At 44.4% G+C, this 23,518-nt stretch carries 21 protein-coding genes and 4 tRNA genes; 13 read left to right on the forward strand and 12 right to left on the reverse strand.

Going from position 1 to position 23,518, the window contains the following annotated elements:
- Window positions 1–11 precede the first annotated feature (11 nt).
- From CCZ37_RS03730 to rlmM, 5 genes are all read left to right on the forward strand, one after another.
- Window positions 12–956, forward strand: a complete 945-nt coding sequence (locus CCZ37_RS03730) for a flagellar motor protein MotB (RefSeq protein ID WP_010319095.1) — start codon at window positions 12–14, stop codon at window positions 954–956.
- 164 nt (window positions 957–1,120) lie between these two features.
- Window positions 1,121–2,569 (forward strand): tRNA uracil 4-sulfurtransferase ThiI, encoded by a 1,449-nt coding sequence (gene thiI / locus CCZ37_RS03735; RefSeq protein WP_094499775.1) that lies wholly within the window; start codon window positions 1,121–1,123, stop codon window positions 2,567–2,569.
- Window positions 2,570–2,947: 378 nt separating this feature from the next.
- Window positions 2,948–3,859, forward strand: coding sequence for a transcriptional regulator GcvA (locus CCZ37_RS03740; protein WP_094499776.1), 912 nt, complete (start codon window positions 2,948–2,950; stop codon window positions 3,857–3,859).
- Window positions 3,849–4,247: a DUF423 domain-containing protein gene (locus tag CCZ37_RS03745; protein WP_017044195.1), complete on the forward strand. Its 399-nt coding sequence runs from the start codon at window positions 3,849–3,851 to the stop codon at window positions 4,245–4,247. The genes CCZ37_RS03740 and CCZ37_RS03745 overlap by 11 nt, the downstream gene beginning before the upstream one ends.
- On the forward strand, window positions 4,244–5,335 hold the full coding sequence (rlmM, locus tag CCZ37_RS03750; protein ID WP_094499777.1) for a 23S rRNA (cytidine(2498)-2'-O)-methyltransferase RlmM: 1,092 nt from the start codon (window positions 4,244–4,246) through the stop codon (window positions 5,333–5,335). The genes CCZ37_RS03745 and rlmM overlap by 4 nt, the downstream gene beginning before the upstream one ends.
- Before the next feature lie 56 nt (window positions 5,336–5,391).
- On the opposite strand, the gene xni is transcribed toward rlmM, so the two are convergent.
- The 5 genes from xni to queF form a co-directional block, all read right to left on the reverse strand.
- Window positions 5,392–6,177, reverse strand: a complete 786-nt coding sequence (xni, locus tag CCZ37_RS03755; protein ID WP_167372379.1) for a flap endonuclease Xni — start codon at window positions 6,175–6,177, stop codon at window positions 5,392–5,394.
- Between the two features lie 89 nt (window positions 6,178–6,266).
- Window positions 6,267–7,640, reverse strand: a complete 1,374-nt coding sequence (gene ppnN, locus CCZ37_RS03760; RefSeq protein WP_010318184.1) for a nucleotide 5'-monophosphate nucleosidase PpnN — start codon at window positions 7,638–7,640, stop codon at window positions 6,267–6,269.
- A gap of 335 nt (window positions 7,641–7,975) precedes the next feature.
- Window positions 7,976–9,538, reverse strand: a complete 1,563-nt coding sequence (locus tag CCZ37_RS03765; protein WP_094499779.1) for a GGDEF domain-containing protein — start codon at window positions 9,536–9,538, stop codon at window positions 7,976–7,978.
- A gap of 109 nt (window positions 9,539–9,647) precedes the next feature.
- Window positions 9,648–11,915, reverse strand: coding sequence for a tetratricopeptide repeat protein (locus CCZ37_RS03770; RefSeq protein WP_094499780.1), 2,268 nt, complete (start codon window positions 11,913–11,915; stop codon window positions 9,648–9,650).
- A 15-nt stretch (window positions 11,916–11,930) separates the two neighbouring features.
- A complete protein-coding gene (gene queF / locus CCZ37_RS03775; RefSeq protein WP_010318181.1) occupies window positions 11,931–12,776 on the reverse strand; it encodes an NADPH-dependent 7-cyano-7-deazaguanine reductase QueF in 846 nt (281 codons plus the stop codon).
- Between the two features lie 98 nt (window positions 12,777–12,874).
- Here queF and syd point away from each other — a divergent pair, with 98 nt between their 5' ends.
- Window positions 12,875–13,420, forward strand: coding sequence for a SecY-interacting protein (gene syd, locus CCZ37_RS03780; protein WP_047688882.1), 546 nt, complete (start codon window positions 12,875–12,877; stop codon window positions 13,418–13,420).
- A gap of 2 nt (window positions 13,421–13,422) precedes the next feature.
- On the forward strand, window positions 13,423–14,199 hold the full coding sequence (locus CCZ37_RS03785) for a Zn-ribbon-containing protein (protein WP_094499781.1): 777 nt from the start codon (window positions 13,423–13,425) through the stop codon (window positions 14,197–14,199).
- A 94-nt stretch (window positions 14,200–14,293) separates the two neighbouring features.
- On the opposite strand, the gene CCZ37_RS03790 is transcribed toward CCZ37_RS03785, so the two are convergent.
- The 3 genes from CCZ37_RS03790 to metN are packed head-to-tail and all read right to left on the reverse strand — an operon-like array spanning window position 14,294 to window position 16,854.
- On the reverse strand, window positions 14,294–15,103 hold the full coding sequence (locus CCZ37_RS03790) for a MetQ/NlpA family lipoprotein (RefSeq protein WP_010318177.1): 810 nt from the start codon (window positions 15,101–15,103) through the stop codon (window positions 14,294–14,296).
- A 49-nt stretch (window positions 15,104–15,152) separates the two neighbouring features.
- Window positions 15,153–15,830 (reverse strand): methionine ABC transporter permease, encoded by a 678-nt coding sequence (locus CCZ37_RS03795; RefSeq protein ID WP_094499782.1) that lies wholly within the window; start codon window positions 15,828–15,830, stop codon window positions 15,153–15,155.
- A complete protein-coding gene (gene metN / locus CCZ37_RS03800; protein WP_094499783.1) occupies window positions 15,820–16,854 on the reverse strand; it encodes a methionine ABC transporter ATP-binding protein MetN in 1,035 nt (344 codons plus the stop codon). The genes CCZ37_RS03795 and metN overlap by 11 nt, the downstream gene beginning before the upstream one ends.
- Before the next feature lie 197 nt (window positions 16,855–17,051).
- On the opposite strand from metN, the gene gmhB reads away from it, so the two are divergent.
- The 6 genes from gmhB (at window position 17,052) to CCZ37_RS03830 (ending at window position 22,622) form a co-directional block, all read left to right on the forward strand.
- On the forward strand, window positions 17,052–17,603 hold the full coding sequence (gmhB, locus tag CCZ37_RS03805) for a D-glycero-beta-D-manno-heptose 1,7-bisphosphate 7-phosphatase (RefSeq protein ID WP_013857382.1): 552 nt from the start codon (window positions 17,052–17,054) through the stop codon (window positions 17,601–17,603).
- Between the two features lie 25 nt (window positions 17,604–17,628).
- Window positions 17,629–17,973 carry an MliC family protein gene (locus CCZ37_RS03810; protein WP_094499784.1) on the forward strand — a complete coding sequence of 115 codons (345 nt, stop codon included), beginning with the start codon at window positions 17,629–17,631 and terminating at the stop codon, window positions 17,971–17,973.
- Between the two features lie 55 nt (window positions 17,974–18,028).
- Entirely contained in the window at window positions 18,029–18,976 is a 948-nt protein-coding gene (gene treR, locus CCZ37_RS03815; protein ID WP_094499785.1) for a trehalose operon repressor TreR, read from the forward strand.
- A 168-nt stretch (window positions 18,977–19,144) separates the two neighbouring features.
- The gene (treB, locus tag CCZ37_RS03820; RefSeq protein ID WP_094500788.1) at window positions 19,145–20,569 is read left to right on the forward strand and encodes a PTS trehalose transporter subunit IIBC; all 1,425 of its coding nucleotides are present in this window, start codon (window positions 19,145–19,147) and stop codon (window positions 20,567–20,569) included.
- A 61-nt stretch (window positions 20,570–20,630) separates the two neighbouring features.
- Window positions 20,631–22,322, forward strand: coding sequence for an alpha,alpha-phosphotrehalase (treC, locus tag CCZ37_RS03825; protein ID WP_094499786.1), 1,692 nt, complete (start codon window positions 20,631–20,633; stop codon window positions 22,320–22,322).
- A 132-nt stretch (window positions 22,323–22,454) separates the two neighbouring features.
- Entirely contained in the window at window positions 22,455–22,622 is a 168-nt protein-coding gene (locus CCZ37_RS03830; protein ID WP_244187282.1) for a hypothetical protein, read from the forward strand.
- Between the two features lie 137 nt (window positions 22,623–22,759).
- Here CCZ37_RS03830 and CCZ37_RS03835 read toward each other — a convergent pair.
- From CCZ37_RS03835 to CCZ37_RS03850, 4 genes are all read right to left on the reverse strand, one after another.
- Window positions 22,760–22,844 (reverse strand) — tRNA-Tyr (locus CCZ37_RS03835).
- A gap of 79 nt (window positions 22,845–22,923) precedes the next feature.
- A tRNA-Tyr gene (locus CCZ37_RS03840) sits at window positions 22,924–23,008 on the reverse strand.
- A 79-nt stretch (window positions 23,009–23,087) separates the two neighbouring features.
- A tRNA-Tyr gene (locus CCZ37_RS03845) sits at window positions 23,088–23,172 on the reverse strand.
- Between the two features lie 79 nt (window positions 23,173–23,251).
- Window positions 23,252–23,336, reverse strand: a tRNA-Tyr gene (locus CCZ37_RS03850).
- Window positions 23,337–23,518 lie beyond the last annotated feature (182 nt).

Consider the following 23,518-nt stretch of genomic DNA (forward strand, 5'->3'; position numbering starts at 1 on the left):
CGGAGCTTGTAATGGATGATGAAGAAAGCTGTAAATGTCCCCCTCCCGGTCTGCCGTTGTGGATGGGTACTTTTGCCGACTTGATGTCACTGCTGATGTGTTTCTTCGTACTGCTGCTCTCTTTTTCCGAGATGGATGTGCTGAAGTTTAAACAGATCGCAGGCTCTATGAAGTTTGCTTTTGGTGTACAAAATCGCTTGGAGGTGAAAGACATTCCCAAAGGGACAAGCATCATTGCACAAGAGTTTCGCCCAGGCCGTCCTGAACCGACACCAATTGATGTCATCATGCAACAAACCATTGATATCACCCAGCAGACATTAAATTTCCAAGAAGGTGATTCTGACCGTTCTGGTGGTATGCAGCGTGATGAAGGGCAATTGACTGGGGGGCAATCCCCAGAAACCTCAACACAGAGCAATCAAAATACCGAATCGGAAATGCAACAACAGCAAGCGGAATCCATGTCGCAAGAGATGGAAGTCGTCGAACAAGCCATCAAAAAGGCGTTAGCAAGAGAAATTGAACAAGGTGCAATTGAAGTTGAAAACTTGGGGCAGCAGTTGGTAATCCGTATCCGTGAAAGAGGTGCGTTTCCTGAAGGTTCTGCATTTTTACAACCTAAGTTTCGTCCATTGGTGCGTCAAATTGCCGATTTGGTTAAAGATGTGCCGGGGATTGTGCGAATTTCTGGCCATACCGACAATCAGAGAGTCGATTCTGAGCTGTATCGTTCAAACTGGGATCTTTCGGCTCAACGAGCGGTTTCTGTTGCGCAAGAGATGGAAAAAGTTCGTGGCTTTTCTCATCAACGACTTAGGGTGCGCGGTATGGCGGATACTGATCCTGTAGGGCCTAATGATACCGAAAGTGAACGATCACGTAACCGTCGGGTAGAAATCAGTATTATGCAAGGTGAACCGCTGTACAGTGATGAAGTTCCATCCGTTCAGTAGCTTACGTTGGATTATGTAAAAACACATAGACGAGCGCTAAGGCTCGTCTTTTTTATGGTTATCACCTCGTGTATAATCTTGCGCCCTTAGCGGTGTATCAGTAGCGAGAGAAACGCGCGGCTCATTGAATCACCACATTGCCTAATTAGATTGCGAATAGAACTATGAAATTTATTGTTAAGCCCCATCCGGAAATTTTTGTTAAAAGTGACTCAGTACGCAAGCGCTTCACAAAGATTTTAGAGTCCAATATTCGTATTATCATCAAGCGAAGAACTGAGTCAGTTGCGGTATTTAACCGCCGTGATCACATTGAAGTGACCGCACAAAGTGACCAATATTATCAAGAAGTCCTTGAAATTCTGACTCACACTCCTGGCATCCAGCAAGTACTCGAAGTGCAGCAATCTGAGTTTAAGGATATGCATGACATTTACGAGCAAGTGTTAGCGCTCAGCCGTAATAACATCGAAGGGAAAACCTTTGTCGTGCGTGCTAAGCGTCGAGGAAAGCATGATTTCACCTCAATCGATGTTGAGCGTTATGTCGGTGGTGGTTTAAACCAAGCGGTTGAGAGTGCAAAAGTTCAACTAAAAAAACCAGACGTTACCATCAACATTGAAATAGCCGATGAATTGCTCAATCAAGTGATTGCCCGTTATAAAGGTTTAGGTGGTTTCCCTCTTGGCACTCAAGAAGATTTATTGAGTTTAATCTCCGGTGGTTTTGACTCGGGTGTATCAAGCTATTTACACATCAAACGTGGCTCAAAAGTGCATTATTGCTTCTTCAATTTAGGCGGACCAGCGCATGAAATTGGTGTAAAGCAAGTGGCGCACTATTTGTGGAATAAATACGGCTCTTCAGCCAAAGTGCGTTTTATCTCGGTCGATTTCGAGCCTGTGGTGGCTGAAATCTTAGAAAAAGTAGATGATGGTCAAATGGGCGTGGTGCTAAAACGTATGTTTATGCGCGCAGCTGGAATGATAGCCCAGAAGTTAAATATTGAAGCTTTAGTGACCGGAGAAGCGTTGGGTCAAGTTTCGAGCCAAACTCTAACTAATCTTCGTCATATTGATGGCGTGACCGATACTCTAATTTTGCGTCCTCTCATCAACTGGGACAAAGAAGAGATTATTAAAGTGGCGCGCGAGATTGGGACAGAAGATTTCGCCAAAACGATGCCGGAATACTGTGGGGTTATTTCAAAAAGCCCAACCGTTAAAGCGGTGAAAGCGAAATTAGAAGCCGAAGAAGCAAAGTTTGATTTCTCAATTTTAGAGCACGTTGTGTACAACGCTCGTCAAATGGATATTCGTGATATTGAGAAAGAGAGCCAAGAGCAAGCACCTGAAGTTGAACAAGTGGCTGCAATCGAAAAAGATGCGGTGGTGCTCGATATTCGTAGTCCAGATGAGGAAGATGATAAGCCACTGCTGATTGAAGGCGTGGAAGTGAAACACTTACCTTTCTACAAGCTATCGACTCAGTTTGGCGATTTAGATCAATCTAAAACGTATCTATTGTACTGCGCGCGCGGTGTGATGAGTCGGCTCCAAGCTCTGTATTTGAAAGAGCAAGGCTTTAACAACATCAAAGTGTATCGACCTTAATCATTTTCTAGATACGGAATAGACCGCTCACGTTTTCGTGGGCGGTTTTTTTATAGTGAAAATCTATCAATAACAGCCATAAAAAAACACCGCCCTAAGGCGGTGCTAAAAAATTTGACAGACAGGTCAAAAAATAAATACAGGAAGTATTGCTTTGTTGCAGGGGATAACTGCACAAAACAGGGTGGTAGAATTCTACCCAACTCGAAATACGAGTTTGCAAACACAACATCGCAACAAAAGCCAATTGATTCATAACTGAATCAAGCCGTTCAGGCCTTGTTGCGGGGTGAAATATAGAATTTCTCTAGCCGCTCGGCAATGGACAATTTATAATGTTTCAGATTAAAAAAACTAATCTAATTTTTGAGTGTACCTATGTCCAGAAGATTGCCACCATTAAACTCGCTGAAAGTGTTTGAAGCGGCAGCTCGCCAGCTGAGTTTTACTCGCGCTGCGGAAGAGCTATTTGTGACACAAGCCGCAGTCAGTCATCAAATCAAAGCGTTAGAGGAATTTTTAGGGTTAAAGCTGTTTCGCCGTCGTAATCGTTCTCTGCTATTGACAGAAGAAGGGCAAAGTTACTTTCTCGACATTAAAGATATCTTTACCGCGCTCTCTGAAGCGACCGATAAGGTACTAGAGCGCAGTGAAAAAGGGGCGTTAACCATTAGTTTACCGCCGAGTTTTGCGATTCAGTGGTTAGTGCCACGTTTGGCCGATTTTAATCAACAAGAGCCGGATATTGATGTGCGTATCAAAGCGGTTGATATGGATGAAGGTTCGTTAACCGATGATGTGGATGTGGCGATTTATTATGGCCGAGGTAACTGGCCAGGATTGCGTGCGGATAAGTTGTATCAAGAGTTTTTGATCCCACTCTGCTCTCCTTCTCTGCTGTTAGGTCCTAAGCCTTTAGCAACACTGGACGATCTAACACGGCATACTCTGCTACACGATACTTCTCGTAAAGATTGGAAACAGTTTGCTAAAGAGAACGATCTTGAAGGGGTGAATGTCAACCACGGCCCCATCTTTAGCCATTCGACCATGGTGCTGCAAGCGGCGGCGCATGGGCAAGGTATCGCTCTGGGGAATAACGTGTTAGCTCAGCCAGAGCAGGAAGCGGGTCGCTTGATTGCGCCTTTTGACGAAGTGCTGATGACTAAAAATGCTTTCTATGTGGTCTGTCACGAGAAGCAGGCCGATATGGGGCGCATCGCTACTTTCCGTGATTGGATGCTCAAAAAAGCCAGACGTGAACAAGAGGTATTGTTAGATGAAGAGTAAGTTATTGCTCGCTATCGCGGCTTTTATGGCGGGCGTTGGTGTCGCTCTAGGGGCTTTTGCCGCGCACGGCCTAAAAGCGTATTTAACCCCTTACTTGCTTTCGGTGTTTGAAACGGGAGTGCAGTATCAATCGATTCACGCTTTAGCCATATTAGCGTGTGGTATTTTGCTGCATTGTCGTTTGGGATCGAAAGCACAAAAATATTTTTTCATTGCGGCAATTTGCTTTATCATCGGCGTCCTTTGTTTTAGCGGCAGTCTTTACGCTTTAGCACTCACGGGCATCAAGTGGTTTGGCCCGATCACGCCATTTGGTGGCGTGTTCTTTATGCTAGGGTGGGGAGTGTTTGGCTATGCAGCACTTAATATTCAAGAGGTGGACCAGTGAAACACGTAATGCTCTATTGTCGTGCAGGCTTTGAAAAAGAGTGTGCCGGAGAGATCCAAGATAAAGCGACTAAGCTAGAGGTTTTTGGTTTTCCTCGTGTGAAAAACAATACGGGTTACGTTTTGTTTGAGTGCTATCAGGCCGGTGATGCTGATAAGTTGGTTAAAGAGATCGATTTCCAATCGCTTATTTTTGCTCGTCAGATGTTTGCGGTAGCGGCGGAATTTAGCGATTTACCTAAAGATGATCGTATTTCGCCTATCTTATCTGAACTCGCCGAACTTGAGGGTTTTCCGCGTTGTGGTGACATTCGCATTGAAACGCCAGATACCAATGAAGCGAAAGAGTTGCTCAAATTTTGTCGTAAGTTTACCGTGCCATTGCGTCAAGCGTTACGTGGCAAGGGGATTTTGTCTAACAAAGAGTCGGCGAAGAGACCTGTGCTACATGTCTGCTTTATTCAACCCGGACACTGCTTCGTTGGGTATTCGTACACCAACAATAACTCGCCTTTTTTCATGGGCATTCCTCGTTTGAAATTCCCAGCCGATGCGCCAAGTCGTTCCACACTGAAGTTGGAAGAGGCTTTCCATGTGTTTATTCCTCGTGAAGAGTGGGACGAACGTTTGGCTCCGGGAATGTGGGCGGTAGACTTGGGTGCATGCCCGGGGGGCTGGACTTACCAACTGGTGAAGCGTTCGATGTTTGTTCATGCTATCGACAACGGTCTAATGGCTGAAAGTTTGATGGACACAGGACAAGTGAAACACCATGCCGAGGATGGTTTTAAATTTGAGCCGCCACGCAAGAACGTGACTTGGATTGTGTGTGACATGATTGAAAAGCCAGCTCGTGTGGCGCATTTAATGGGGCAGTGGATCCTCAAGGGTTGGGCGAAAGAAGCCATCTTCAACTTAAAGCTGCCAATGAAAGGGCGCTATGATGAAGTTTTACAAGATATTGAAAATCTGAAAGTTTTTCTGATTAAAAATGAGGTAAAGTTCCGCATGCAGGCAAAGCATTTGTATCATGATCGTGAAGAGATCACAGTGCATGTCCAATGCTTGTCGAACATCTCTCCGCACTAATGTTCTAACTAATGTTCTAATAGGTTAATTTAACGCTCCTTTCTAGGAGCGTTTTGCTATTCTGGATGGGATACTTGCGCTGAAAAGCGAATGTCTTGCAAATTAAAACCGAGCTCTATATCGGTCTTTAGTGTGGCAATGTGTTTGCAGACTCGCGCCATATCGATCTGCTCATCAAATTTTTTACGGTATTTCTTGGCCAAATCAGCACTGGCGTAGGCCTCTTCTATGTCGGGAAATTGCGTTAATATCTCTTTTGCCGCTTTGGGACCAATGCCGGCAATGCCGGGAACTTGGCTTGAACTGATGCCCGTTAATCCCCAAAAATCAGTTAATTGGCTCGGCTTTACGCCAAATTCCTGTTCAATAAAGGGTTGATCTAACCAACGATGCTGAAAGTAGTCACGAATTTGTAAAGTGGGGGAGAGCAGTTGGCAGTAGCCTTTATCGGTTGAAATGATCGTTACTTTTTCAGCGTGGCTTGCCACTTTAGTGGCTAAGGTAGCCACTAAATCATCGGCTTCATCACCTTCAGAGAGCAGTGAGTCAATCCCTAGTTCCCACCATGCTTGCTGAATGGCGTCCAAGCCAAGTTGTAGTGCTTCTGGCATCGGCTTTCGGTTCTGCTTATAAGTCGGTAGAAGTTGTGCTCTCCAACCTCGCTCTTGTAAGTGATGATCAAACACAGCGATGATATGAGTCGGTTGAGCTTCGTTAATAATGCGTTGCAAGGTGCGCGAGGTTGTCTCTATGGTTCTTACCATATCGTTAGGATCGGGTTGTGCGGAGTGCACCCGACGGATCAGATTCAAAGCATCAATGATGACAAGGTGTAAGGACATAACAACCAAAAAATAAGGGCTAAAGTAGCCCTTATTGTAATGATCTCACTTAATATTGCCACTCATCATGGCATAAGTCAGTTTAGCCTTTAATGATTGTGATTATTGGTTGCAATTTTATAGCAAGGTTCATAAGCACTGCCACCGGGTAGCTTCATTCGGTGTTGTGCGACGAAGTCTTTTAATAATAAATCCATTTTTTTCATTAATTGGGCATCGCCATCAATGATGAATGGGCCGTGACGTTCAATTTCTCGGATGCCTTCCGCTTTCACATTTCCGGCCACAATACCTGAAAATGCACGACGCAAATTGGCCGCAAGTACTTCTGGTTTTTGGTTTAGGTGTAAATCTAAATTGGCCATGCTGTCGTGAGTTGGTTCAAAAGTCAGTTGGAACTCAGGCTCGATTTTGAGAGACCAGTTGAAACTATAGGCATCACCACTATCTTTACGATGCTGACGAACCAGCGGCATCGCTTGGCTCATGATACGCGCCGCTTTTTCTGGGTCATCAATGACTATTTGGTAATGCTGGCGTGCTTTTTCACCTAATGTTTCGGCAATGAATGTGTCGATTGAACGGAAATAGGCTTCGCTCTCTTTTGGCCCTGTCAGTACAATTGGCATGGGTTGGCTTGCGTTATCCGGGTGCATCATAATACCCAAAATGTACAGCAGTTCTTCCGCTGTCCCTGCTCCCCCAGGAAAAATAATGATGCCATGCGCCATTCGTACAAAAGCTTCCAGGCGTTTTTCAATATCCGGCATAATCACCAATTCGTTCACAATCGGATTCGGTGGCTCGGCGGCAATGATCGACGGTTCTGTTAAGCCAAGATAGCGTTGTGCGGTATAGCGCTGTTTCGCGTGTCCAATTGCGGCCCCTTTCATTGGCCCTTCCATAGCGCCTGGCCCGCAGCCTGTACAAATATTCAGTTCACGCAAGCCCAGCTCATGGCCGACTTCGCGTGTGTATTGGTACTCGGTGGGGTTGATTGAGTGACCACCCCAGCAGACAACAAGATTAGGGATTGCTCCGGGAATGAGCGTTCCGGCATTGCGTAAAATACCAAACACAAGATTAGTAATGTGAGCGGCGTTGGTTAGATTTAAGCGCTGGTTATCGGCTAAGTGCATGTTGACATAAACGATATCGCGCAGGACCGAAAACAGATGCTCTTGAATTCCTTTGATTATCTGTCCATCTACAAAGGCATGCTCTGGTGGATTTGTTAGTTCTAGCTTGATACCGCGTTCTCGGCGCATGACAGTGACATCAAAAGATTTATATTTTTCAAGAAGTTCTTTCGAGTTATCAGTATGACTGCCGGAGTTTAATACCGCCAAAGTACAATTGCGGTACAACTGGTAGAGATTGCTTGAAGCGGTCTTTTTTAGACGCTCTACTTCGAGTTGAGAAAGCAGAGCCATGCTGCCTGTAGGGCTGATATGAGTAATCATACTGGCCTCCTTAATTGAAGGGTAAGGAAAATGTCCACGCTACGACTAAAGTTTATTTTTTATATATCCGCTTACATGGAGTATAGGTCATAGTTCGTTTAGTGGCGGATGTGCGATAGGAAGACATAACTGATTGAAATTACAGTATCAATCTAGTTCTTTTCGTGATTATTAGGAAATGTTTATACAAGTAGAGTGTGATAAGTAGCACGTTTTGTTTTAGTGTTGGTTAAATAGCGACCATTTTTGGCCGCTATTTTAGGGTTCTTTTTGTTGATGTTCGAACCGTGCTTTTGGTTATTTCCAAACTACTTGGTTATTTCGAAACTACTTGGTTATTTCCAAACTACTTGGTTAGAGCCGAAACTCTTGGCCTCAAGCAAGGAGCGGCGTAAACGTTCAAGTACTTCCTCTGGCGTATCGGAGTCTTTAAAACAGGTACTCGCGGCTGAAAGAGTAATCGTAATGCTTTTGTCTCTGAACTTGAAAGGCAGTTTAGACACATTACGTTGAATATTTTGTACTAGCTTGAAACAGTGATTATCTTCTTGATCGGGAAGTAAAATAATAAACTCTTCACCAGAGAAACGTGCCACGGTATCCGTATCGGATGCCTCTTTCGAAATCGTACGGGCAATAATCTTAAGGGCTTTATCACCTGCAGTATAACCAAAGCTATCGTTGATAGTTTTGAATTTATCAATATCAAACATCACGATTCGGAACGTATGCTGAGCTCTTATCCAGCGGCGATACTCTAGTTCAAGGTGATCATTAAAGGCGGTGCGATTATAGACTTTTGTCAGTGGATCAAGCAGCAAACGCTGTGATTGATCTTCCAATCGACGACGATAATCTTGGGTGAGCTCAAACAGGGCTTCCATTTGATTTTTGCCATAATTTAAGCATTCAATCAGTGCCTGCTCACGTTGCTCAGCATGACTTAAGCGTTCAGAAAGTGACTCCATTTCGCATAATATAGGTGAAATAGAGAGCTTAAGTTGGTCAACTGCCAAAGAGTCTTTAATTATGTTTTGACTTTGAGTGATTAGCGTAGTGAGCTCGGTGTTCATCTCTTGACGGTGTTCAAAGTAACTCTGGCTTTGGTTTGCGTTTTGTGCACTGCTTTTGATGTGTTTGGCCAGCGATGAGTTGACCTGCTCTAAAAATTTTTCTGACGTTTTACGCTCACTATTCGTGCCATCAATCACCAGTTTTAGAATCTCTAACGTCAACTCTAAGAGCGTTGATGTCGATACGCCAATCAATAGCTTGGCGCGGATATCTACCAGCAGATCCCCTGATTCGCCTTCAAAATCCAATTCAGTGATCAGGTGTTGCAGTTCATCGGATAGCTTGGTTAATAGCTCTCTATCTGCGACATGCAGTTCGCTGATGGCCGTGTTTGGGTTTGCGGTGATTATTTTGATTGCACGCTCATAAATCCCAAGCAGTTGAATCGCTCGTTCGGTTTTGGGTTTAGGTTGTGCTTCTGAAAAGCTGAGCAGATCACGCAAATCACGCTTAAGTTTGGCGGGTAAGCCCGCAACTCGAAGTAATGTTTCTCCACTATGTTTGATTTGAGAATCCAAATGAGAGTTTTCTTTTTCTATAGCCAAAGTCTGTTGTTTCAACATGCGCTCCAATACAGCTAAGCGAGGTATGAGCGTACTAACATCTTTTTGTTGTTCAAGCGCTTCACGAAGATCCGATAAATGGCTATTTAGCTGATGATCATCCCCCAGACACGCCAAGCTTAATGATGCGACAATCCGTTTTAGTACAGTGTGTTCTCGTCTAAATTTGAACGAAGTATCCCTGTGTGTCAAACGAACTTGTTCCAACTGAGTTTTCAGCTGCTGTAACTGTGTTTGAATATCCTGTTCGAGAGCGCCCATGTACAACTAAACTAAACTGCGAGGATCGTTAGGATCCTATTAATTGATTTATCGATAATAACAAATAAATTGACTACGTCACTGCTTTAACACATTGAATGCCGAGTAATTACCCATCTTTTAATAGTTTTTTGATACTCTCCTCATTCTTGTAAGAAGAATGCACTTTTATTAGCCCTTGATTGATAGCGTGCTTGCATGATTTGCGAATATTGCTGGAAGCAAAACTAGCGGCTGGGGCGTTATCGATCGCTTTTAAGTAGACCCAATGGCTTTCTTCGTCCCTGATACTTAGCTCACGAGCCGTGTTAGTGGCCATTAGCAGAATATCGAGTAGCTCTTTATCATTAATCGCCATGTAGGCTCTTGGTAAAAACGGGTAGTCGGCGATGCCCATGCGAATGGTACGATTTAAGCGGCGTTCAGGTTGGAATTCCTCTATCCATGCTTGAATTTGATCGAATGTGATCTCCGGAGGAGTATCGCGATCAGAGCTCGGCTCGATATAAAGCAGATTGGAATCGGAAAAGTGATAAATCCGATTCGGCTCATTGATTTTCGATTTTAAAAACTGACCAAATTGGCGCTCCAATTCTAAGCCAGCCGAATAGCCATGTTCTAAGTACATGTTGCGCAGAAAGGGAATGTCAATCATCACAAAGCGAAGGCGGTCACTCAGTGGCTCGTGGATGAGTTCACCAATATACCACTGCTCAAAATGCCGGCTGCTTTTTTGCAATGCCGAAGGAAGCTTAGCATTGAGCATGCGCAGGTTACGCAAGCGAGAGCGAGAATGGGTAAAGAGCGTGCTGTTGAGTTCATCGATTTCTTCATTTTGTAACTGGAGAAGGTAGCCTCTACGCAGTAGCAGTAAAAATAAAATGATTGAGATGATAAACAGAATAAAGGCGATCTTTTTGAACTTATTATACTCTTCTTGAGTTTTGATCAGCGCTTTTTCTTGTCCGACCAAATGTAGAGTTTGTTCTACAAATTCTTTTTGCTGACGAAAAGCATCTTCACTTATCTGGTTGAGTTTCTCTTGGCGTATTTTCGACAGCGCATTACTGCGCTTGATGTTCTCTAAGGCTTGTGCGTACTGACCGTTTTGCTCATAACCGAAGGCCAGTAACCGATAGGCATGCTCTTCAATCTCGTCATCTTGCATTGTTTTAGCAACACTTAAGGCATGTTGAGCGTTGCTGATGACCACATCGGCTTGATTCTGGTGAAAGGCTAATCCTGAATGCAGTAAGTAAGCCTGTGCCTTTAAACGAGGATAATCTTTCAGCTCAAGCAAGTCTTCAGCGCGAGTGAGATATTGGTCAGTTAATGGGTAGTTATAGAGATGAAGGTAGGTCGCCGCCAAACTAATACGCACTTCAATGACTTTTTCCAGATCATTGCGGCTCGTTTCGTGATCGATCACGTTGAAGTAGTGAACGAGCGCTAGATTGTATTTACCTTGTTGATAATAAACATCGCCCATACGCTGTAGTACATTGGCTAATGCAGGAGATTTATTATAACCATCATAAAAATCAGCCGCTTGAGACAAATGTTCTAAAGCTTTATCGAGCACTTTTCGTTCAAAAAAAAGCTGAGCCAGTAAGGTATTGGTTTTAGCGAGCAGGGCGCTTGAGTTGTTTTCAATTGCGCCCCAATAGGCAACTAGCAACTCAGATAAAGCGCGATTGTAAAAGCCATGAGTGAGAAAATGTTCACCAATGATAATCTGATATTCAATCACGGTTTTCGGTGAGGAGATCGAGTCAATGTAAGGTTTTAGATCAGCAAAAAGCTTATTGGCCAGTTCGATATCATTGGCTTTTGAGGCAATTTCTGCTTTGAGCAGGGTAATTTTATAATCGAGACCTTTTGCCAGTTGATCCGCATTTTTGATGGCATCATATTGAATGCTGATCGCGCGTAGCGCCTGTCGAGCTGTGCTTGCATCATTATTATTGAGCCAAATTAGACGAGTTTTGAGTATTTGTACATCAATGGCTAAATAAGGCAATTGATAGTGTTGCGTGAGCTGTTCGGCAAGTTTTAACGCGGCCAGTGCGGCATCCATATTGTGCAACTGGAACTCTGCTTTGGCTAAGATCTTTAATGCATCAATGCTACTACCTGGAGTTCTAATCAGACTATCGCTTTCATCGCGCGCCATCACAGAGGATGATTTTTCTGCTTTTTCGGCTAATTTTCGCTCAGCAAGATACTCAGTGGCTAGGCTCTTGGCTTGATTCGGCGAAATATCAATCAATCCATTGGCCTCATTTAACATCGGCGACGAGTAGATGGTGGCCTGTGAAGCTAATGAAAACAAAGCCAGAGTTAAACTGAGCAAAAGTGTCCAGCGCACGTTGATCATCCTAATGTAAATCCTTTATTGACGAGCCATACGTTGGTTATGTGTTGGCCGTTCTTGTTCGGTTGAGCGAAATGGGTTGATATCCAAACCGCCGCGGCGAGTGTATCGAGCGTATACCGTTAACTGTGTCGGTTGGCAGTATTGCATAATGTCGGTGAAGATACGCTCTACACACTGTTCGTGGAACTCATTATGTTCACGAAATGAGACGAGATAACGTAACAGTGCTTCTCGATCAATTTGTTGACCTTGATAATGAATTTCAACGCTGCCCCAGTCGGGTTGATTGGTGATTAAACAGTTCGATTTCAGTAAATGGCTGTGCAGTGTTTCATTGACTTGCTCACCACGCGCGGCACTTTTCAGTAAGCTAGCATCAAATTGGTAACTTTCAATCTCAATATCTTGCTCATCAATGCATTCGCCTTGCATGGTCACAATCGCTTGGTCAGTATAATCGCTCACCGGGTTGAGAGTGACACTGACTGGCGCGCCAGCACAGGCCGATAAATCGCGGGTTAAGCGCTGCGTTACTTCATCCCAATTGGCTATTTTGCTTTGATTATAGCTATTGAGGTAGAGCTTAAAGGATTTAGATTCAATCAAATTTGCACTTGTCGCAGGGATAGAAACCTCGCCGATTGCCACTTGTGGTAACCCTTTTGCATTGAGCCAAGAGAGTTCGTACAAAGTCCAAATGTCACAACCTTTGAACGGTAAGCTATCTCCCAAATGTAAGTCATCACGGTTCAGGCTGCGAGGTACCGGTTGTAGCAAGCTTGGATCGTATTGTTTTGCGTAGTCGGTTTTTTTGCCAAGGGTTAACCCTGCCAGCGCTTTGGCATCGGAATATTTGCTCATACTTTCACGTCAATTCGATTAGAATAAGCAGAATTTTACGCAATCCTAGGGTTGCTGTCATCACACAAGGCAGCGACTCATCAATTTTGGAGCACTTCATGGCACAAACTGCCGAGCAAGCCTTACTTTCATTTACTCAACGTTATCTTGACGCTTACCAAACAAAGCATGGCGAGTCTCCTCGTAATGATGAGTTGGCTGAGTTGGATTCCCCTTGCGCAGTGATGAACGACCAAGACAGTGTGCTGTGGAAACCCGTCGTCAGATCGGTTGCAGCTGATTTTTCTAACGTAGAAGCAGCGATTGAATTGACTCTACATTCTGATATTAAAGCCTTTTATGGCGTACAGTTTTGTGCGGACATGCCCGCTAAATGGCAAGGCAACGAGCTCGCTCTATTGCAAGTGTGGAGTGAGGATGATTTTGTTCGTTTGCAGGAAAATATCCTCGGTCATTTGGTGACTCAGCGCCGACTAAAACTCAAACCAACCGTGTTTATTGGTGCAACCGATGCGGAGATGGATGTAATTTCGATCTGTAACCTTTCTGGACATGTGATTTTAGAACGTTTAGGTACCGATAAACGCGACGTGCTGGCCGAAAGTGTGGCCGAGTTTTTCGCTAATTTAGAACCTGTGGTATAACGATGTACGTGGTTGAATTGCAGTTTGAGTGTTTTGATAACACGACTATCTCGGCGGTAGACAAAGCGATTAATGGCCTAATGGATGCCTTACGCTATAACGGTCAAGTGCTTGGGCGTGAATTCCCCATCGTTATGGGAGAGGGCGAGTTCTTTGTGCGGGTGGTTTGCCCAGAGCAAGAAAGCTTACACCCTAAGTATCATTCTGATTTTGTTAGGGTGTGCCTGAGTCGCTTGACGGAGGCTAGTTTGCTGGCTCCGAAAGTCCGTTTGTTGGGGCGCGATCTTAATTCCGAGCAAGCCGCTGATGATGTCTTGCTTAGCTGGCAGATACTTTACACCACTTATGTACACACTTGTTCCCCGCTGCGCAGTGGTGACACATTGCTGCCGATCCCTTTATATCGTAATTCTGCGACTTTAAATGGCGATCATAAAGCGGTGATCAAATGGCAAACAGAGTGGCAGGCATGTGATGAACTTCAGATGGCGGGTGGTTGCCGAGCAGAACACGCTGCACTGCACGAGATTTGCGATGTGGACAGTGTGCTGTTTATTAGAGGATGGGATTTACGAGGACGAATTGAGTTTTTGACCCACATCCCTACTTATTACTACCAGTATCGAGTTGGCGGCCAGAGCCTAGCGGACGAACAAGCCAGAAAATGCCCAAAATGTGGGGGAGAGTGGCTACTCGATGAACCGCTGCACGATATTTTCCATTTTAAGTGCGACCCGTGCCGTATTGTGTCCAACATGTCTTGGGATCATATTAAGTAAACAGGTGCGTGTTGTTGATACGAAAAAGCCGATACATCGCGTATCGGCTTTTCTGTTTTTATAGGCTTTTTTGCACAGGTAATAGGTTTATTAATTACCAGCCTTTTACTGCGCCACCGTCAAAAATTTTCGAAGCGGCTTGGTATACTTCTTCTGTTTGGTAGGCTTTAACAAAGTTAGTTACGTTTTCAGCATTCAGATTTTCTGCACGAGAAACAATGATATTGACATAAGGTGACTCTTTATCTTCAACGAACACGCCATCTTTTTCAGGCGTTAGATTAATTGAGCTGGCGTAGGTCGTGTTAATGATAGAGAGCGTGACATCGTCAAGTGAACGAGGCAGTTGCGCGGCATCTAACTCAACAATAGCGATGTTTTTTGGGTTGGCGACCACATCACGTACCGTTGCCAGTAGACCTGCACCGTCACGTAGAGTAATTAGGCCTTGCTGTTCTAGCAGCAGTAAAGAGCGACCAAGGTTGGTTGGGTCGTTAGGTACCGCAATGCGAGAGCCATCTTGAATCTCATCAACCGATTTCACTTGTTTTGAATAGCCAGCAATTGGGTAAACAAAGGTGTTACCTGCAATCGCTAATTTGTAACCGCGGTCAGCGATCTGTTGATCAAGGTATGGCTTGTGTTGGAATGCATTGATGTCAATCGAACCATCATCCAGTGCCGCATTAGGGGTAACATAGTCGGTAAAAGTAACGAGTTCTACATCTAGGTTGTATTTTCCTTTTGCAATTTTTGCTGCAACTTCCGCAACTTGTGCTTCAGCACCGGCAATGACACCCACTTTGATTTTATTGTTGTCGACCGCTTTTTCACCACAGCCTGCCAGCACGAGTGCTGAAGCGCTAACGGCGAGGGTAAGTAGAGCTTTAAGGCTAAATTTCATGATTAACTCCTTGTTATAAAACGAATCTGTGTTTTAACTTTATTGTGATTTAACGGTGGTCGACACGGCGGACAAACTTATCGCCAATCGATTGAATAATTTGTACTAAGACAATCAGCATCACGACTGTGACTGCCATAATGGTTAAGTCGTAGCGATGAAAGCCGTAACGAATAGCGACATCGCCCAAGCCACCGCCGCCAACGGTTCCGGCCATGGCAGAGTAACTTACTAGAGTGACCATAGTAATGGTGACTGAGTTGACAATCGTTGGTAGCGCTTCAGGAAGCAACACTTTACGAATAATTTGAATCGGCGTAGCCCCCATTGACTGCGCTGCTTCGACCAAACCAGTGGGCACTTCCAGCAATGCACTTTCAATTAAACGAGCGACAAATGGAATTGCGCCAATCGTCAGCGGCACAATGGCCGCCGTGGTGCCAATAAATGTACCGACAAGCAGTTTTGTCACTGGAATAATGGCCACCATGAGCACCAAAAATGGCACAGAGCGACCAATGTTAACGATGGCACCAAGAATGCGGTTCAGCTGAGTGTTTTCGAGAAGGCCGCCTTTTTTGGTGGTATGTAAAATAACCCCTAGTGGAATACCAACCACGAAACCGACGATGCCCGCGACAGCGACCATGTAGAGTGTTTGCCAAGTTGCCATTAGTAGAAGATCGCCATTCAGGCTTAACCAAGCGGTGATGGTGTTAAAGGACATAACCAAGTACCTCTACTTTTACGTTGTTTTCGCGAAGAAATTCAAGAGCGGCATTATCGTCCGACTCATTACCAAACAGTTCAGCGACCATCATGCCGAATTTAACGCCACCAGCGTAATCAAGATCTGAACTTAATATACTGACATCAATATTAAATTTTCGGGCAATTTGTGTCATCAAGGGCGCATCAACCGTCGCACCTGTAAACTCTAAGCGTACCAGCGGGTAGCTGTCTTTTACACGAGTGGCTTGTAGGCGAGTTTGGTAATCTTCTGGAATTGATAAATCGAGCGTTGAGCGAATAAATTGATGAGCCAAGGCGGTTTTAGGGTGAGCAAAAATCTCGCCAACTGTGCCTTTTTCAACCAGTTCACCGTCGCCAATAATGGCCACTTCGTGGCAAATACTTTTTACCACATCCATTTCGTGAGTAATTAGCAAAATGGTGATATTGAGCGTGCGGTTGATCTCTTTCAATAGCTCTAAAATCGATTGAGTCGTCGCAGGATCAAGCGCACTGGTGGCTTCGTCACACAGCAATACTCTCGGATCAGAGGCGAGCGCTCGCGCAATCGCAACTCGTTGCTTTTGGCCGCCACTCAGATTGGCAGGATACGTTTCGCGCTTATCCGTCAGGCCGACCAGTTGCAACAGCTCTGACACTTTCTTTTCAATGCTATTTTTTTCGACACCAGCCAGTTCAAGTGGCAGAGCAATGTTGCCAAATACTGTACGTGATGAAAGCAAATTGAAGTGTTGAAAGATCATGCCAATGTTGCGACGAGCTTGGCTGAGCTCTGATTTGCTTAGTTGAGTCAAATCAACGCCATCAACTACAATGGAACCTGTTGTTGGGGCCTCTAGCATGTTGACACAACGAATCAGCGTACTTTTCCCTGCACCTGACGAGCCAATCACACCAAAAATAGTGCCTTGCTTAATGTGAAGATTAATCTCTTTCAAGGCTTGAATTTCCTTATTGCCTTGAAAGAAAACTTTATTTACTTGATTAATTTGAATCATCGGAAAACCTGTGCAGGGATAACAGAATAAAATGTTGAACTCTCTCTCACTTATTGGACGATGCTATGGCTTAAATTGATTTAAGTCAATAGATATTTTTACGTCTAGACGTCTAAACGCCTTGGTGAATTAGGTAGTGATGAAAAAAATAAAGCGTGTAATAATCATCATATCTGGCGTGATATGAGAGAGTTATTTTGGCTAAACCTGCAGTGTTTTTAGATCGCGATGGCGTGATCAACGTTGATCATGGCTATGTTCATGATGAGCATGATTTTGAGTTTATTGATGGTGTATTTGAAGCCACTAAGAAGTTTCAAGACATGGGGTATTTGCTGGTTTTGGTGACCAACCAATCAGGTATCGCTCGTGGGAAATTTAGTGAAGAGCGCTTTTTATCTTTAACGCAATGGATGGACTGGAATTTTGCCGATCACGGTGTCGAGTTTGATGGTATTTATTACTGCCCGCACCATGCAGAGCACGGTGAAGGTAAGTATAAAGAAGAGTGTGATTGCCGCAAACCCAAGCCTGGTATGTTTATCTCCGCACGGGATTTTCTTGATATCGATATGGAAAAATCGGTGATGATAGGCGATAAAGCTGAAGATATGATGGCTGCACAAGCCGCAGGTGTTGGTACCCGAGTGTTAGTGCGTACCGGTAAACCCGTTACTGAGCAAGGTGAATTACTCGCCACCGTGGTACTTGATAGTATTCGCGATGTCCCTGCTTTTCTTGCACCGTAAAAATTCCCCCTTTGTGGAAGGCAATATGAATAAATCATGTCTTTTTATTGGATTCAGTGTTGCTTTTTTAGCGGCATGCTCACCACATTACGCGAACGATTCGCGCGTTGAAAGTGAGAACCAATTCCAGCATTATCAATGTCGCTCTGGTGAGCATTTTGATGTTGCGTATATTGAGCAACAGTCAGCCGTGCTCCGTATTGCTGGTCGCGAATATCCATTAATACAAATTCCAGCGGCCTCTGGCGTAAAATATAGGCTCGACGATAGCCAGCAAACTCAGCCTCAAACCGTGCTTTTACATACGAAAGGCGATGAGGCTTTGCTCGAAGTGGGATCAACGACTTATCAAGGCTGTACCACTCAATAATTCATTTAAGATAAGCGCATGCTATCTTCCATTTTTATTTACGCTATAGGTTCGCATGAGCAGAAAACTGACTATCTTGGATATTGCAAAACTGTCGGGTGTTGGTAAATCGACGGTTTCTCGTGTATTGACGAACGACCCAAAAGTGAAGCCTGAAACACGAGCAAAAGTGGAACGCGTTATCCAAGATTCTGGGTATGTGCCACTGAAATCCGCTCAGTTAATGCGTGGTGGCAGTGAGAAAGTGATTGGCGTGATTATCTCACGCCTTGAGTCACCGTCTGAAAACCGTGCCGTGGGGCGAATGCTACAGGTGTTGTATCAAAATGGGTACGATGTGGTGATTATGGAAAGCCAGTTTGATCGCACTAAAACGAACGAGCACCTTGAGGTTTTACATAAGCGTCATGTGGATGGTGTGATTGTATTTGGTTTTACCGATCTCGATATCACACAACTCAACCTATGGGCATCGCGAGCGGTTGTGATTGCGATGGATGCCGAGAAGGTCTCATCGATTAATTATGACAATTATGGTGTTATTCAAGGCGCGCTTGCTCATTTAACTGAGCAAAATCGAACCAATATAGCCTACATTGGAGTTGATCCTAGAGATAAAACGACAGGTAAATTACGTTTAGATTCGTACTTAGATTGGTGCAAGCAAAGCGGGTGCATTCCTAACTATCGTACTGGACGTTTGCATCATGAAAGTGCCTATCAACTGGTTGATGATGTGCTGAATGAGCAGACTCAAGCGATTGTGTGTGCCAGTGATACTCTGGCGCTTGGCGTGATTAAACGTCTCCAAGAATTGGGCCGAGATGATATTGCCGTCACTGGTGTGGGTGGTAATGAGCTGTTCTCTTTTCTTTTTCCTAATATTTACAGCATTGATCCTGGTTATGCTCAAGCAGGAGAAAAAGCTGCTAATCTTTTGATTTTACAATTAAATTCTGACATGGAACCTGCGCACATCACTCAACAGCCGCTGACAATATAACTCCTTATTTCTTAAAGTGAATTACAATTAGTCTGTGATCTTATTCAATTAATGGGATTGTTCCCATTTTTACCTTTTATTATTTATGTCAATATTGCACTTGCATCTGGGAATGTTCCCATTGAAAAAGAAAAACAGACAGTATTCCAATATAGGGTGGACAAAAGTATGGCCAAGATAGCGAAGCAAGACGTGATACGTCTTATCGAGCTGGTAGGTGGTAAAGAGAACATCGCCAGTGTGAGTCATTGTTTGACTCGTTTACGTTTTGTTCTAAATGATACAGACAAGGCGGATAAAAAAGGGCTAGAACAGCTGAGCATGGTTAAAGGGTGTTTTACCAATGCTGGGCAGTTTCAAGTTGTGATTGGTACTGAGGTGGACGAAGTTTACGCCATCTTAATTGGGCTTTCAGGCAAAGAAGCCGTTTCTAAAGATGAAGCGAAGAAAGCCGCTCGCCAAAACATGAACTTTTTAGAACGTGGTATTTCGCATCTTGCGGAAATTTTTGTTCCTTTGTTGCCAGCGATCATCACCGGCGGTTTAATCCTCGGTTTTCGTAATGTCATTGGCGACATTCGTATGTTCGATGGCAAAACCTTGGTTGAAATTAGCCAATTTTGGTCCACCGTCCATTCATTCTTATGGTTAATTGGTGAGGCTATTTTCTTCTTCCTACCGGTTGGCGTTTGTTGGTCAACGGTGAAAAAGTTGGGTGGGACACCGATACTGGGTATTACTTTGGGTGTGACTTTGGTTTCGCCTCAATTAATGAATGCTTATTTAATCGGTAAGCAGGTACCTGAAGTTTGGGATTTTGGCTTGTTTGTGATAGAAAAAGTTGGTTATCAAGCTCAGGTAATTCCTGCCATGTTGGCGGGTGTTGCTCTAGCGTTTATTGAGACAAACTTAAAGCGCATCATCCCTTCTTATCTTTATCTCGTTGTTGTGCCGTTTATCTCTATCATATTGTCCGTTATTTTGGCTCACGCTTTAATTGGTCCATTTGGCCGCGTATTGGGTGATGGCGTCGCGTTTGCCGCTAAAGCTGCAATGACTGGCGATTTTGCGGTTATCGGCTCAATGGTGTTCGGTTTATTGTATGCGCCACTGGTCATTACCGGGATTCACCACACCACCAACGCAGTGGATCTACAGTTGATGCAAGAAATGGGTGGTACGCCAATTTGGCCACTGATTGCACTGTCAAATATTGCACAAGCTTCGGCCGTTGTTGGGATTATCATTATCAGTAAAAAACAGGGTGAGCGTGATATCTCTGTTCCTGCGGCTATTTCGGCTTACTTGGGTGTAACAGAGCCAGCGATGTATGGTGTCAACTTAAAGTATAAGTTCCCAATGCTAAGCGCCATGATTGGTAGTGCTGTTGCAGCCGCAATTTGTGGTAGTGCCGGGGTGATGGCGAATGGCATCGGTGTTGGTGGTTTACCCGGTATTCTTTCGATTCAACCACAATACTGGGGTATTTATGGCATCGCGATGCTGGTGGCGATGGCCGTCCCAATTCTGCTTACTCTGTTTTTATACAAACGAGCTCAAGCTAAAGGCGAACTAGAGCCAGCAAGTGCATAACCTTTCATTCGAGTGGTGAGTTTTCACCACTCATTTTTATTTTGGTAAGTGAGTTGTCAATATGGTTATAACCAAGAGCGATAGTCAGTGGTGGAAAACGGCCACCATCTATCAGATTTATCCCAAAAGTTTTTGTGATAGCGGCGCTAAAGGAACGGGAGATATCAAAGGGATCATCTCCAAACTGGATTACTTGCACCGCTTGGGAATTGATGCCATTTGGCTGACGCCGATTTACTCGTCTCCGATGATCGATAACGGTTATGACATCTCAGATTATTACGGCGTAAACCCTCAATTTGGTAGCATGCAAGATTTTGATGAACTGCTGGCTCAAGCTCATCAAAGAGGTATCCGCATTATTATGGATATTGTGGTTAACCACACCTCAACCGAGCACGCCTGGTTTCAGTCGGCGTTGGGTGATAAATCAAGCCCGTATCGTGACTATTACATTTGGCAAGACCCGATTAATGGTCAGGCTCCAAATAATTGGCAGTCAAAGTTTGGTGGTAGTGCATGGGCGTTAGATGACACAACAGGGCAATATTATCTGCACCTATTTGCCAAAGAGCAGGCGGATCTAAATTGGGAAAATCCTCAAGTTCGTGAAGAAGTGAAGCAAGTGATTCGTTTCTGGGCTGAAAAAGGGGTGGATGGTTTTCGTCTCGATGTGATCAATTTAATCTCAAAAGCACAGGATTTCAGTGATGATCACCAAGGTGATGGCCGCCGTTTTTATACCGATGGCCCGCGCGTGCATGAATTTTTACAAGAGATCAGCCAAGCGGTTTTCCAACAGTACGGCAGTGTCACCGTGGGGGAAATGTCCTCAACAACGCTTGAGCATTGCCAGCAATATTCAAGCTTGGATGGCAAAGAACTTTCGATGGTGTTTAACTTCCATCATTTAAAAGTGGATTATCCGAACGGTGAAAAATGGACGAAAGCGCCATTTGATTTCTTGCAATTGAAGCAGATTTTCAACCATTGGCAAACGGGTTTAAATGGTAAAGGGTGGGGAGCACTTTTTTGGTGTAACCATGATCAACCTCGTATCGTGAGCCGTTTAGGGGATGATCAACGTTATCGCGTTGAGTCGGCAAAAATGTTGGCAGCATCGATTCATATGATGCAAGGCACGCCTTATGTTTATCAAGGTGAAGAAATTGGCATGACCAATCCCGGCTACACCGCTATTGAACAGTACCGAGATGTGGAAAGTACTAACATTTACGACATCATGGTGAACCAGCAAGGGGTAAGTCATGAAGCCATGATGGCCATTCTTGCACAAAAATCCCGTGACAATTCTCGCACGCCAATGCAGTGGAATGCAGAGCGCTTTGCTGGTTTTAGCCAAGGTAAGCCTTGGTTAGATATCGCAGAAAACTATCAAGAATTGAATGCACAATGCGCGTTAGCTGATGAGCAATCGGTGTTCTATTTCTATCGAGAGTTGATAGCGCTGCGCAAAAAAATCGGTGTAATTACCGATGGTGATTACACCGATTTGCTACCCGATCATAAAGAGATTTTTGCCTACCAGCGACGCAACGCGAAACAGGTGCTGATCTGTATCAATAACTATTATGGCGTTGACACTGAATGCGTGCTGCCAAAAGAGTTACCGATTGAGAAAGCAAAATACCTGTTAGGTAACTATACAGATATAAAACCACTCAAAGTTTTGGAACATCAAGTGCTTCGTCCGTATGAAACACGCGTAATTTTGTTCGATTTAGTATCCTGATTGAGTCCTACCCCTATAGGTTCAGTCATTTTTCAGCCCCGAATTTTCGGGGCTTTTTTATCGACTCTCTCCCATCTTACAGCGCTGTTTTTAAGCGGCGTATTTTTCTCATCCACCAGTGCCACTAAACCGATGGAATGGAGATCTGCCTTCAGCGGTGGGATCCGCTTAAATGACCAGCTCAGCCAAACCAATACTCAATCGAATGTGATGATGGATTACCCACAACAAGATGCTGCAATGTATTTGGACGATAGTGAAGTAGCCTTTCTTTCCACCAGTATCAGTTACTTCTTCTAATTCTTAATCACAGGAAAATTATTATGCTTAAGGATTAACTAGACTACTTAGTGACGCCAGTTTATAGAGCTATGATGTAAAGAAACGAAAAAGCCAGCTCGAAAGCTGGCTTTTTATCGTTCTCAATCGAGAAAATATGGTGGAGGGGGACGGATTCGAACCATCGAAGGCGGAGCCGGCAGATTTACAGTCTGCTCCCTTTGGCCACTCGGGAACCCCTCCGGGTATTTTCCTATTCTAAAAATAGGCTTGAATGATGTTTTCCCAACATATCAGTCAAGGTTTCTCTTACGAGAGAATATGGTGGAGGGGGACGGATTCGAACCATCGAAGGCGGAGCCGGCAGATTTACAGTCTGCTCCCTTTGGCCACTCGGGAACCCCTCCGGGTATTTTCCTATTCTAAAAATAGGCTTGAATGATGTTTTCCCAACGTATCAATCAAGGTTTCTCTTGCGAGAGAATATGGTGGAGGGGGACGGATTCGAACCATCGAAGGCGGAGCCGGCAGATTTACAGTCTGCTCCCTTTGGCCACTCGGGAACCCCTCCGGGTATTTTCCTATTCTAAAAATAGGCTTGAATGATGTTTTCCCAACATATCAATCAAGGTTTCTCTTACGAGAGAATATGGTGGAGGGGGACGGATTCGAACCATCGAAGGCGGAGCCGGCAGATTTACAGTCTGCTCCCTTTGGCCACTCGGGAACCCCTCCAGAGGGTTTTCATACAATGTGACTTATAGTGTTTATAACGACACTATTGGCTCACAGTATGCTTAAACAACGTTTTCCCAACGCATTGCTCAAGTGCGGAGCGCATGATAGCAAACTCGCTCTCTCTGTAAAGCCTTTTTCTTATGATTTTGAATTGAATGCTGCCTTTTTGGGCAAAGGAG

Source organism: Vibrio qinghaiensis (assembly GCF_002257545.1).
GTDB lineage: Bacteria > Pseudomonadota > Gammaproteobacteria > Enterobacterales > Vibrionaceae > Vibrio > Vibrio ordalii.

What these genes read in the sequence shown, in the direction of transcription:
- CCZ37_RS03770 (WP_094499780.1), bottom strand. Translation starts at nt 11,915, where the DNA reads ATGATCAACGTGCGCTGGACACTTTTGCTCAGTTTAACTCTGGCTTTG.
- CCZ37_RS03810 (WP_094499784.1), top strand. Translation starts at nt 17,629, where the DNA reads ATGAATAAATCATGTCTTTTTATTGGATTCAGTGTTGCTTTTTTAGCG.
- ppnN (WP_010318184.1), bottom strand. Translation starts at nt 7,640, where the DNA reads ATGATTACTCATATCAGCCCTACAGGCAGCATGGCTCTGCTTTCTCAA.
- CCZ37_RS03740 (WP_094499776.1), top strand. Translation starts at nt 2,948, where the DNA reads ATGTCCAGAAGATTGCCACCATTAAACTCGCTGAAAGTGTTTGAAGCG.
- queF (WP_010318181.1), bottom strand. Translation starts at nt 12,776, where the DNA reads ATGAGCAAATATTCCGATGCCAAAGCGCTGGCAGGGTTAACCCTTGGC.
- treR (WP_094499785.1), top strand. Translation starts at nt 18,029, where the DNA reads ATGAGCAGAAAACTGACTATCTTGGATATTGCAAAACTGTCGGGTGTT.
- thiI (WP_094499775.1), top strand. Translation starts at nt 1,121, where the DNA reads ATGAAATTTATTGTTAAGCCCCATCCGGAAATTTTTGTTAAAAGTGAC.
- CCZ37_RS03745 (WP_017044195.1), top strand. Translation starts at nt 3,849, where the DNA reads ATGAAGAGTAAGTTATTGCTCGCTATCGCGGCTTTTATGGCGGGCGTT.
- CCZ37_RS03790 (WP_010318177.1), bottom strand. Translation starts at nt 15,103, where the DNA reads ATGAAATTTAGCCTTAAAGCTCTACTTACCCTCGCCGTTAGCGCTTCA.
- CCZ37_RS03765 (WP_094499779.1), bottom strand. Translation starts at nt 9,538, where the DNA reads ATGGGCGCTCTCGAACAGGATATTCAAACACAGTTACAGCAGCTGAAA.
- treB (WP_094500788.1), top strand. Translation starts at nt 19,145, where the DNA reads ATGGCCAAGATAGCGAAGCAAGACGTGATACGTCTTATCGAGCTGGTA.
- CCZ37_RS03830 (WP_244187282.1), top strand. Translation starts at nt 22,455, where the DNA reads ATGGAATGGAGATCTGCCTTCAGCGGTGGGATCCGCTTAAATGACCAG.
- xni (WP_167372379.1), bottom strand. Translation starts at nt 6,177, where the DNA reads ATGTCCTTACACCTTGTCATCATTGATGCTTTGAATCTGATCCGTCGG.
- syd (WP_047688882.1), top strand. Translation starts at nt 12,875, where the DNA reads ATGGCACAAACTGCCGAGCAAGCCTTACTTTCATTTACTCAACGTTAT.
- CCZ37_RS03785 (WP_094499781.1), top strand. Translation starts at nt 13,423, where the DNA reads ATGTACGTGGTTGAATTGCAGTTTGAGTGTTTTGATAACACGACTATC.
- CCZ37_RS03730 (WP_010319095.1), top strand. Translation starts at nt 12, where the DNA reads ATGGATGATGAAGAAAGCTGTAAATGTCCCCCTCCCGGTCTGCCGTTG.
- treC (WP_094499786.1), top strand. Translation starts at nt 20,631, where the DNA reads ATGGTTATAACCAAGAGCGATAGTCAGTGGTGGAAAACGGCCACCATC.
- metN (WP_094499783.1), bottom strand. Translation starts at nt 16,854, where the DNA reads ATGATTCAAATTAATCAAGTAAATAAAGTTTTCTTTCAAGGCAATAAG.
- CCZ37_RS03795 (WP_094499782.1), bottom strand. Translation starts at nt 15,830, where the DNA reads ATGTCCTTTAACACCATCACCGCTTGGTTAAGCCTGAATGGCGATCTT.